This window comes from Salinivibrio sp. MA351 (assembly GCF_001996065.1).
Lineage (GTDB): Bacteria > Pseudomonadota > Gammaproteobacteria > Enterobacterales > Vibrionaceae > Salinivibrio > Salinivibrio costicola.
This window is the reverse complement of sequence record NZ_MUFG01000044.1, coordinates 1-11268: the sequence shown is the minus strand read 5'-3', so window position 1 is coordinate 11268 and position 11268 is coordinate 1. Positions and strand designations below refer to the sequence as shown.

General features: G+C 42.9%; 7 protein-coding genes and 1 pseudogene. All 8 read left to right on the top strand.

The window, feature by feature from the left end; all coding sequences use genetic code 11:
- Window positions 1-727 (top strand): annotated as a pseudogene (locus BZG78_RS15450) (type VI secretion system tip protein VgrG); the annotation flags it as partial.
- 4 nt (window positions 728-731) lie between these two features.
- Entirely contained in the window at window positions 732-1241 is a 510-nt protein-coding gene (locus BZG78_RS14850; protein WP_158011813.1) for a DUF4123 domain-containing protein, read from the top strand.
- Between the two features lies 1 nt (window position 1242).
- The gene (locus BZG78_RS14845; protein WP_158011812.1) at window positions 1243-4842 is read left to right on the top strand and encodes a LysM domain-containing protein; all 3600 of its coding nucleotides are present in this window, start codon (window positions 1243-1245) and stop codon (window positions 4840-4842) included.
- Window positions 4829-5950 carry a hypothetical protein gene (locus tag BZG78_RS14840; RefSeq protein ID WP_077661639.1) on the top strand — a complete coding sequence of 374 codons (1122 nt, stop codon included), beginning with the start codon at window positions 4829-4831 and terminating at the stop codon, window positions 5948-5950. Before BZG78_RS14845 ends, BZG78_RS14840 begins: the two co-directional genes overlap by 14 nt.
- 196 nt (window positions 5951-6146) lie before the next feature.
- Entirely contained in the window at window positions 6147-7250 is a 1104-nt protein-coding gene (locus tag BZG78_RS14835) for a hypothetical protein (RefSeq protein ID WP_077661638.1), read from the top strand.
- Between the two features lie 170 nt (window positions 7251-7420).
- Complete coding sequence (locus tag BZG78_RS14830; protein ID WP_077661637.1) at window positions 7421-7786, top strand: hypothetical protein; 366 nt, start codon at window positions 7421-7423, stop codon at window positions 7784-7786.
- Window positions 7783-9654: a hypothetical protein gene (locus tag BZG78_RS14825; protein ID WP_077661636.1), complete on the top strand. Its 1872-nt coding sequence runs from the start codon at window positions 7783-7785 to the stop codon at window positions 9652-9654. Before BZG78_RS14830 ends, BZG78_RS14825 begins: the two co-directional genes overlap by 4 nt.
- The gene (locus tag BZG78_RS14820; protein WP_077661635.1) at window positions 9654-10700 is read left to right on the top strand and encodes a hypothetical protein; all 1047 of its coding nucleotides are present in this window, start codon (window positions 9654-9656) and stop codon (window positions 10698-10700) included. Before BZG78_RS14825 ends, BZG78_RS14820 begins: the two co-directional genes overlap by 1 nt.
- Window positions 10701-11268 lie beyond the last annotated feature (568 nt).

The window sequence follows — 11268 nt, the reverse complement described above, 5'->3', positions numbered from 1 at the left end:
CACGTATCATGCGACCAATGTGCCGCCTTATACCTTGCCGGCACACAAAACCAAGACGGTTTGGCGCAGCGAGAGCCACCAAGGCGAGGGGTATAACGAGCTCACGTTCGAAGACCAATCGGGCAGTGAGCAAGTGTATTTACATGCACAAAAAGACTGGCATACCGAGGTAGAAAACGATCGCGTGACCGAGATAGGTCATGACAACCACCATCAGGTACACAACGACCAATTTCATCGTGTGATGGGCAATGCGCATCATACCGTGGAGGGAGAGAGTCGCCAGTACACTCAACAAGACCAAACCCTGATTGTAGACGGCTCGCTGCATGTCAAAGCTGGCCAAGTATGGGTGAATGACGCCAGTAACGAAATTCATATCAAAGCCGGTCAAAAAGCGGTGATTGAGGCGGGAAGTAGCATCACGGTCAAAGCCGGCGGCAGCTTTGTCAGCATTGATGGCGGCGGTGTCCACCTTGTGGGCCCTGCGATTAACCTCAACTCAGGCGGCAGCCCCGGCGCCGGCAGTGGCTATGCCGGCAAAGTCGCCGCCCTACCATTTGGGGTGGAGTCGCCAGAGAGTCCCGATCCTTTACCCCTGCAGCTTTCGCCAGCGACCTTAAAAGTGGCATCGGTGGCAAACCTTCCTGTGCTGAAATTGTGTCAACGACAATTCGATGGTTCATGCCCTCGTCAAGATTGTCCGTGTTTGCAGGAGGAGGGATAAGAGTATGGCAACGCATTATTGGCTTCTCGTTGATGCAGTCAGGATCAGTGATGCCGCGCAACTGATTCAAGAACACTTTAGTGTCGTGCAAATACTGCCCTTATATGCAGGTACTCCCTTTGATTATCTGCTTGAGCAAAGCCCTTATTTGGTGAATATGGGGTCGGACATCGCTAACGTCGAGACATGGCGCACACTGCCTTATTTTGATACCAGCTCGGTAATATTTGCAGTGGATGACAACATCTGTGCAGATGACTTTATTGCGCACTTACAAGCGATGTTGAAGATAGACGTTGCTGGCCAAGTTCTATGTTTGCGCTTTCAAAGCCAACGATTTTGGGATGCCGTTTTAGCACAAGCCAATACAGACGATATCGCGCAATGCTTGGGACCAAGCAAAGGGGTGTTTTGGTTTAACTCAGACGATGTGCCTGTGTGCCTATACAAGCCAAATCCATTTACGCCCGTGGAGGGCGAACAACAAGATTCCGTTTTTAAGCAGTGGGTGTGAGATGAAAGAATACAAAATAACGAAAGGTGACTGCTTAAGTCTGATTGCTGAAAAGTTTGATGTTTCTACCGAGGACCTTCTCAAGCTGAACAGCACGCAAATCAAAGATCCCGATTTTATCTATGCTGGAGATACGCTAAAGATAGAGCTACCGGAACCTGCCAATACGGAGGCCTCTCGCGAATCGTTTAAAAAGGCACCAGAAGCGCCTGCCACGGAACAAGAGTGTCAAATCGCTGATTTTGTAGACATTTTATATGTGCCATCGCATCCTAAGACGGGTGAAAAATGCTGGTACGCAGTGACACAAGAGGCCAAGGACCTTATCGAAGAAGAAAAAGTCCTAATGCAGGACGCCGTTGTTGAAGGCGACTACAGCACCACATTTGCAAATATCAATCAGCTTGGCATTATGTCTAAGTTTGCAACACGCCCTCATGAAGCGTTCATGGATGACGAAGACAAAGAACTCTATACCACCATTCTGCCACTACGTTTAGTGGTACAAACAAAAGCCTACTATAAATCTGCGGATCCTCAGGAGTTTCTCACCCAGGCACTTGAGCAACTTGACTTAGCGTTTGATGATATTGTTCAGCAAGAGACTCGACGAGAAAATGCTGAAAGAAATGCACTGTATTATGGTGGCAAGTTTCAATCTCTTGCACCTCAAGACAGAAGTGGCAACGCAAGTTTTGACAAATTGGTTGAAGAGCGTGTCCGTACTTTTATATTGAATGCCATTGACGAACGTATTACCGAGCTGGAAGAGAAAGCGGAAAGAAATGCTGGTGACATTAATTCAGATGATGGGACTAAGTTTGTATTTAGCGAAGACCACCAATACTTCACATCACGAAGAGAAGAGCGTATTAAAAGAGCGTGTAACCTTATTTACGACTATATCGATGGTCTGGATCTGGCTAAAAGGCCACACCAAGCGGCGATACGTGAGCTTAACGAGCTAGCGAAAGATGGTTTTCTTCCCGGTTTCAAGCTACTCAACCAAGAAGGTATTGTATTTAAAGAGCAATGCTTGACGTTGGAGCAACTTGAGGGAGATGTCGGTGTTGCGGCGGGGCCCCAAGTATTACGCAATCTCGGTGACAACTGGCGGACATCACCAGAACCAATTTCAATCGAGCAGACTGAGCTGATCGATAGCTTATACGAAGAGGTAACAGGTAGCACTGAAATAAATGACAGTCTAAACATTGCAAGCCTTGTTAATGATGTCAATAAAGCCGCGTGGTCGTATTATCCAGCGAAGGCACTGATACACCTTATCGACATGACGATAACCGAACATCAAAATGCCTTGAATCAAATACTGGGTCAGAGCCAAGGCACACCGCTTGATAAGCTTTTTAATAAACTATTAACGATAAAGTCGATAGCACAGAAAAGAATAGAGCATTTAAACATCTTGGCTAAACAAGCGGCTCAAAAAGGTCCTAACCAGCTTCGATTCTTTTTTGCCGATGCTGAAAGGAAAGAGCTGGCCCCCGATCTTGTATTAGTGTGGGATAGAAAAGATCACCAGCCCAATAAAAAAGGTGTAAGCGCCTTTGTCAACGATGCGGGACTCAGCGATATTCAGCCAGTTGAGTGCAGTTTTTTATCCACAGGGAAAGTTTTTTACCTGCGTGGACCAGAGTGGTATATGCCTTGCGATAAGTCAGATCCATTCTATACCAAAGCAGCTTGCCATGTTGATTTCATCACTGATCGCATTACATTTGTATCTCCTCAGACGGGCGGCGGGAATATCGTTGGTGTAAATAGTGTCACTGATGCATTAAAAGCGTTAAGAAAAACAAGTGTGCAAGTGAGCATAGCCCCGTTAAAAACGCAATCTCAATTCGACACTGTGTTTTGGCAAGATAGTTACCACGCTCAAGAAGGCAATATCGAGGGGTTGAACGAGCCTGCTTATGCGGAAGATGCAGGGGCACAATTTCTTCGTTTTACTGCAAAGGGAGAATCAGCACTTAACCTTCCGCTATCAGCCTATTCAGACCTAATCAAAGATCCTCGCCAAGTAGGGGCGAGTGGCAATATTTCGGCTAAGTTGGCGCTTTTGCAAGGACAAATGAGTATTTGTCTGTGGTTACCAGAGGGTGAGCAAAACAATACCTTGGGTGAAAATGCATCAGCGTCATCAGCTAGAGGTTATGCGGTGACGCTTTTCTATACCGATGATAAAGGTGAAGAGTTCAGCTACGATGTTGGCGCGTTAATGGCACGTATAACCGGTTCTGTCTATGGATTAGTTGGTGCGACGTGTCAGTTAGGGAGTAGTATTACTGTCGGCCCTAGTGACATAGATAATGGGCTAGGAGTACGTGGTAGTACCTTTTCTCTTTTCGACCCTAACGTCCATCGAGTTGAGAATATGACTGGTGCAACGCAGCATGACCTAGTGAATAGCCAGGTTGCAGCGGAGGCAGGTGCAGCGGTAGATGCTTTTGTCGGAGTAGAAGTAGGCGGCGCCTTGGGGGCGGACGTCTTCTGGGTACCACCTAATGCTCGGGTTCCTAAAACCTTAGGTACGATTAAGGGTGAATTTTCGGCAGCGTATGGCGCAGGTTTTCACAGTGAATTCCGCATTGCTTTTCAGGCCGGCGTTCTAGTTATCATCGCGTCTGCGCGCTTAGTAGTTGGTGGCGGGTGTAAGGGCACCTTGGGCATCGAATTAAATGCGATCAATAGTGATGACTTTATCGATTGTTTACTTGGCGTGCTTAAGCAAAGTAACTTCCGCCGCTTATCTGTGTTTGGTGATGTAGATGAAAACGGAATAAATGATGATTTTAATACCCTTAATGACATCGCGACGATAGCTATTGGTTTAGGTCTATCCTTTTCTAAGGTATTACTCATGCCACCGAACCTGTGGGCATCGTACAAAAAGAATGTCATAAGTAAAGAATATGCTCCATTCTTATCGAGAAGCCTAACAGGAGATAATGCCCCTAATGCGAGAAAATGGATCATAAAACTACCTCCCGAGACTCTCGCGAACTTGATTGCAGCATTACTTAAGACACAGACTGAGGAAACTTCTGAGGGTAGTGCCCAGTTTGTTAATCGTCGACAGGCTCAAGCTATTTTGAATATTATGGAGTGGCTAAGCAAAGATAAAACTAACCAAGAAGACGACGAATCATATGCCAGCCAGCGGCAATGGAAAGAGACATTGATCATAATGGCCGACCTCCATGCGGGAGCCGATAAACCCCAACAGTGGGAGGGATTTAGAAAAAGTTGGTATCAGATAGCAAGGTTTATATATACCTCTCTAGTTCTCAGAGTTGATGCAACACTAACGCAAGATATAATAGATAAATTCGATATAGCATCAAAAACACTCTGCGGTAGAATGATAATGACCAGTTATACGAAAACAGATAATACAAGACGACTCGGTCCGGTTATCAACACAGAGTATCGAGCCTATGCGCGATCAGTGGTGGCCAATGCTAGTAGCCGAGGTGAAGAAATAAAACTTAAACATGATGAAGACAATAGCTACATTAAATTAGTACCCGAAGAAAATGAAAAGATCATCGATTGGAGCCTTAAAGATGTCGGTTTATAAAAACATTATAAAGATAGCTTTTTTGCTATTTGTAGTAATAGCTATTAGTGCTTGTAAGGAAAAAGAAAAGGCGATCAACCCTGAAGATGACATTCCTTTATTCAAAGACTTCATTGAGGAGAACATTGATAAAGTAGCCGATGATCCCTATATATCGAGTACAGTAAAGCCTGATGATGAGATGTATGACTTGATGCTAATGCTGCAGCGTGGTGATTGGAGTCAAACAACTTGGGATGAGATGGACTCTTTGATGAAAAAGGGCGTAGAGAATGCCAAAATAATCTATGCACGTACAAAAATAGATGAAATTTATAAACGAAGTGAAGCTACTGCGATACTGACTGAACTGATGAGAAAAGGAAATCCTTATGCGACTTACTGGTTATCTAATAAGAGTAACTTATGCCTTTCTTATCTTTCATCAGAACATTTTGGCAACAAAGTAGCAAAAGAGCTTGGTTTAGATACCTCTTATGAAAATAAATACTGTACCGAGGAAATCTACCAAAAATCTGTTGAGGGGTTTAAAAAACTCGCAGCGGAAGGCGATCTTGGCGCTCAGTACTTTTTGTTAAAAGACCAAGGCCTTGATAAGTCCGTAGAAAAGCGTGAGGAATACATTAAAGAAGTGATCCGATTCGCAGAAGCGCATTATTATAAGCCAATGATGGACTATCTTTATACATTAAAAAAGCCGGGACATAGAGGGCTAGAATTTCGCTCAGAAAAACTAAAAAACTTTGGTATGGATCTATACAGAGTAGCAAGTAATAACTATTATACTCCTGCTATAGGGAACTTGATGGTTCATGAAACGAATAATAAAGAACTCTTTAATAGAATGAAAATAGCAGGAGGGAAGTATTATTTTCTAGCGGTAGCCTTAGCGAGAAGCAATGAGTTGGCTGATAAAGAGAAGTTTTGTCATGCGCTATTATATGAAAACTTGTTTAAGAGTACTCGTTACTTCGTATATCATGGCGACTGGCCTAAAAAAAGTGATTACGATGAAAGCATCTGTAATATAGAAAAAGAAATCGCTGAGATGAAGCCAATGATTTATATTGATTACTTTACTAGGATCGATAACTGGGGGCGAGGCTGATTTTCTATTGAGCTGATACTGGAGTTTTCCGAACTTAAAGATTTCTTCCCCGTCTTGATTTGACATCCTAAATATCCCGCCCAGTGAGTGATACAACACTCGCTGGGCGGTAGCATTCCTTACGTTTAAAATTTTATGCTATCTCTCGGTCTAAACATCACTATCTGTTGGACACAACCCTATAATGCGTCATAAAATGATTATCCAAGTTATACTTTTAAGCTTATCGATGAGTATCCTCGCCGGTTGTAAAGAAAAGGCGATCAACCCTGAAGATGACATCCCTTTATTTAAAGACTTTATTGAGAAGAACATTGATAAAGTTGCCGATGACTCTTACATATCCAGCACAGTTCGTCCTGAAAATGAAATGTATGATGTGTTGCTTGATCTACAGCGAGGAACGCCTTGGAGCAAAGAAGAAGAAGATCGATTTAATCGCCTTATAGAGAAAGGGAATGCTGATGCCACGATTTTGTATTCGCGATTAACATTGAATGATATCGAAGAAAAAAGTGTCGCCGTATCTCGTCTAGCGAAGCTAATGAGCGATGGGAACCCTTATGCAGCGTATTGGCTTTCTAATAGAAGTTATCGCTGTCGAGCACATCTAGGCTCGAGTAGTCTTAGTAATAAAGTAGCAAAAGATCTCGGCCTAGATACCTCTTACGAAAATAAATATTGCACCGAGGAAATATACCAAAAGGCTGTTGAGGGGTTTAAAAAACTTGCTGCACAAGGCGATCTTCGCGCTCAGTACTTCTTGTTAAAAGACCAAGGCCTTGATAAGTCGATAGAAAAACGTGAAGAATATATTAAAGAAGTTATTCGGTTTGCAGAGGCTCATTACTACAAGCCATTAATGGATTACACATCTACACTTATGGAACCAAGTCATAGAGGTCGTAAATTTCGATCTAAAGAGCTAGAGAAGTTAGGAGTAAAACTCTTCAATATTGCTAGTAATAACTATTATATTCCTGCAATGGCAGAATCAACCGTGTATGAAGCTGATAACAATCAGCTTTTTGAACGAATGAAGAGGTCAGGAGATCGGTATTACTTTTTGGCTACTGCTCTAGATAGAAGTAATGAGTTGAGCGGAGAAGAAAAATACTGTCATGCACTATTGTATGAAAAAACATTCAAGAGTAAACGATATTTTGGATTTGACGATGAGTGGCCAGAAAAAGACGACTATGATGAAAGTGTCTGTAATATAGGCAAAGAAATCGCTGAGATGAAGCCGATGATTTATATCGATTTCTTCACTAGGATAGATAATTGGGGGCAAGGATAAATTTCTGCTGACACTTTCGCCAATTGAAAGGTTGCTTATTAGCCTTAAATTCACATCCCAAGCATTCCACCCAGTGAGTGATACTACACTCGCTGGCCTGTAGCATTCCTTTGGTTTAAAACGTTATGGTACCTGTCAGCCTAGAAACGCTATCTGTTGGAAACCGCCCTATGATGCGTCATAAAACGATTATCCAAGTTATACTTTTAAGCTTATCGATAAATGTCCTTACCGGTTGCAAAGAAAAGGCGGTCAAGCCTGATAATGACATTCCTTTATTCAAAGATTTCATTGAAGAGAACATTGATAAAGTTGCCGGTGACCCTTATATGTCCAGCACGCTCAGGCCTGATGATGAGATGTATGAAGTGATATTAAAGCTACAACGGGGTATGCCTTGGAGTGACAGCCGGGAAGAAGGATTCAATCACCTATTCTTGACGGTCAGGAGGATTCGGTCCTCGTTGGACAAGTGCGAGAGAAAAAGCGCATATTGCTTTGGGATGAGCACAAAGATTGGGCACCAGAAAATTTGAACAATCAAATTGTCCCTGACTCCATGGCGCTGAATACGACGATTGTTGAGTGTGCGCTCACTTCCAAGCCAAACGAAGCGATGTATATACGTTCAACGTGTGCGGTTATAGATAACGACCCAGCAAGGAATAAACAAAGCTGTGCGCGAGTTTATGAATCCACGCTACCAAAAGGGCAAGGAGTGATAAACCCCAAGGTATTCAAGGACGCGTTAAGAGACGCCTTGGGTAATGATGCGGAAATTAAAAAGACGTTTGCGTTGGCTAACGTGGGGGGAGAGATCGCTTTAGATGAGGCCTATGAGTATGTGCTACCGTGGCGAACCCAGCAAACTGAGATTTTCGGCAACACCGTTAAGATGGACGTTAGCGGCGGCGCACAATTTATGCGATTTACGTATTCAGCGCAGGCAGCAGCTGAAAGCGTCAACTTAAACTTAGTGGGGAACACGCAGTTGGGGGCGTCGCTTGACTTTGCCAGCGGCCAATTAGCGACAAAATTCTCCATTCCAGCTGAAAACATGTACGATCTCAAAGTTCCCTATTACACCGTTGACAATGAGCGTCGTGAAGTGAGCTTAGGAGACATTCGCTTCGACATTGAAGCGGTTGTGCACGGTATGTTAGCGGCAAGCATGAAATACTCGAATGAGATTGCTCTTGGTCAAGATGCTGCCACAGGGGCTACAGGCTTACGGACATCTCAAACCTTTATTGCAACACGTTTGGAAAGCAAGCAAGACCTAGGGCTCGCGGATGATAGTGAACTGCGAAATATTAAGGCGGGTGCAAAGACTGAGGTGTCGGCCTTTGCTGGTGCAGAGGTAGGTGGACAAGTCAGTCTTGCATGCTTATGGAAAAATGTGGGTAGCTCGGACATGAAACAGTTGTTTAAGCTCGCCACTCGCCTCACCGCGCAGTTAGGCGTTGGAGCGAAACTTATCTTGCAATGTACCTTAGATAATGGTCGCTTAATCTTTCGTTTCGACTTTGGCGCCGCGTCTATCGCTGGTTTCTCTGGCAAGCTGGCGTTTGAGTTAGACCCGCTTGCTTACGACGAATTTATCTCACGGTTGTTAGATGTGATGGAGCACCCGAGTTTCAGTCGCTTTGGCCTATTCCATGAAAGCGATGGCAGTGAAGCCTTTTATGCTTTTAACAGGCTACTGACAGTTGCCGTTGCTTATCAGCTTACCCTGACGCAAATTGCACTGCTTCCTTTTCATCTTATTCGAGACATGGAGCAGCGAGCATTGGAGACGACGAACGCTCCCTTTGTGGCGAACTTCATTAATAGTGACGTTGAGACATCCGGTCAGCGAGATTGGATAAAGAAAATGCCGGCTGAGACCTACGCCAAGCTCTTTTCGGTTCTTTTGCATTATCATGATCTAGGTTTTTGGGGTAACGATTCAGAAGCTGCGACAGATAACCTCAACCAAGTGGCTGCGATGACAAAGCTTTTAGAGTGGATAAGAGGAGAGAGCCACCCAGTAAGTGACAATGCCAAGAAAAAGTTCGAGAACGTCATGCAAAGAGTTGGAGAAGAGATTGACATGGAACTTCCCGAAGAGGTGAAATGGCAACGCTATGCGGAAAATATTGATAAGATAATTATATATTGGGACAATGCCTATGCTGCTTTGGAAAATGTAGAGGATCTTGGTGAAGCACGTAAGTTTATTAGACAAAAACATTTCCTTTTAGATAGGCTTGATGAAATATTAAAAGAGTGGATACCATATAAACGGGTGATTCAATTACCTGCATATCAAGAAGTTGTTGAATACTTTTCAGTACATACTGATGATACAGCCAACAAAACTCGACTCGAGAAAAAAGGGTTCAGGAAGATAATTGGTGGTTGATGATGAAACTTATTAGTTTATTAATTTGTATCTTTTTAGGGACTTTCTTTTCTGCTGCTTTTTCTCAAGCAAAAAGTCTAGATGAAGGAATGTCGTTATTGAATGAAGAGAAATATAAAGAAGCAAGTGAAATCTTTAGAGAGTTCTCCGAACAAGGTAATGCTAAAGCCTCTTACTGGCTGGCTTATACTCAGTTTAAAACATCCAATACACTGGAGGCTGGTTCTAGTCTTTTAAAATCTGCTGAGGGAGGTAACCCTTGGGCAATGGCTACGCTTGCAGGCACTGATATGCCGGAAGTCGATCGATCATTTTGTGGATTTTTGGGCTGGCCGTGTGACGAACAATGGGTAGATAGAGCAATTGAAGGTTGGGAGAAGCTTGCAGAAGAGGGTGATGGTAAAGCCATGTATGCACTTTTGTATCATGATCCTAGTTGGTGGCAATATATTCCAATCTATCGTGATTATCGTTATGGCCAACTGGCGAGTAAATTATATAACCATAAAGGTTACGCTTTTTTTTATGATAGTCATTTCTGGTCTTGGATTAATGAAGATATACGTTTGAAGTATTTAGAAGAAATGGCTAAAAAAGGAAATATGGTTGCCGTATATAAAGCTGCATTTTTGTATAAAGATTTAGGTGATGTTGAAACGGCTTTACGCTGGATTGATTATGGAGTTAGGGAAAACGATTTTAATTCTCTAACATTCAAAAGTATTATTTTTATTCCATACATGAGAGAGTATGAAACAGGATCCGAAGCAGAGAAAACATCTAAAAAAGCATATTTCTACTGTATGGTTGCTCATGAAATTAACAAAAGTTATGATTGCACTATAGAGACTTTTTTTGATGATGTCTACGGTGAGGGAAGTAAGGAACCAAAATATTTTTCTCGATACACTGGTGAGGAAATTACAAAAGAAGAAATTCGTAGTATAGAAAAAAGTGCAAAACAGAGGGCGGAGGGGCTTAAGGCTAATCTTTATCTAGACGAAACAACAGTAGAATTCTTTAAAGGCTTTAGGAAGAATCTATAGAGCAATTTTAAATTATCATGTGACCTTAATGGAGGGTGTTCAATACTCTATGTCGAGCGCGAATACTGTGTGCAGCAGAGGGTGTTCAATATTCTGTGTCAGCCAATTTTCATAGTCTATGTGAACATCTAGTTGACCTTCGAAGTGAATAATGTGAATGGTCAGCTGTGATAGCGTCAGGCTCGAGGATGTGCTCGGGGACGATTTTCTGTTTGACTAAGACCAATGTTTCGTTTTAAGTGTAAAGCTTTTTTCCAAGTGTTGAGTGTGTACTTTAGATATTTACTGTCCAGTGAGTGATACAACACCCACTGAGCGGTAGCATTGCCTATCAGCTTATTCTGACGCAAATTGCACTGCTTCCTTTTCATCTTATTCGCGAAATGGAGCAGCGAGCATTGGAGGCGACGAACGCTCCCTTTGTAGCGAACGTCTTGATGCTATGAGACCTTGGATTCCTTATAAAAGCGATTCATCTCCCACTTATCAGGAAATCAGGAAGTGGTTGAGTATGACGTCGCTCATATAAATGATAATTCAAAGATAAATGATAATTCAAAGATAAATG

What these genes read in the sequence shown, in the direction of transcription:
- BZG78_RS14850 (WP_158011813.1), top strand. Translation starts at nt 732, where the DNA reads ATGGCAACGCATTATTGGCTTCTCGTTGATGCAGTCAGGATCAGTGAT.
- BZG78_RS14845 (WP_158011812.1), top strand. Translation starts at nt 1,243, where the DNA reads ATGAAAGAATACAAAATAACGAAAGGTGACTGCTTAAGTCTGATTGCT.
- BZG78_RS14840 (WP_077661639.1), top strand. Translation starts at nt 4,829, where the DNA reads ATGTCGGTTTATAAAAACATTATAAAGATAGCTTTTTTGCTATTTGTA.
- BZG78_RS14835 (WP_077661638.1), top strand. Translation starts at nt 6,147, where the DNA reads ATGATTATCCAAGTTATACTTTTAAGCTTATCGATGAGTATCCTCGCC.
- BZG78_RS14830 (WP_077661637.1), top strand. Translation starts at nt 7,421, where the DNA reads ATGATGCGTCATAAAACGATTATCCAAGTTATACTTTTAAGCTTATCG.
- BZG78_RS14820 (WP_077661635.1), top strand. Translation starts at nt 9,654, where the DNA reads ATGATGAAACTTATTAGTTTATTAATTTGTATCTTTTTAGGGACTTTC.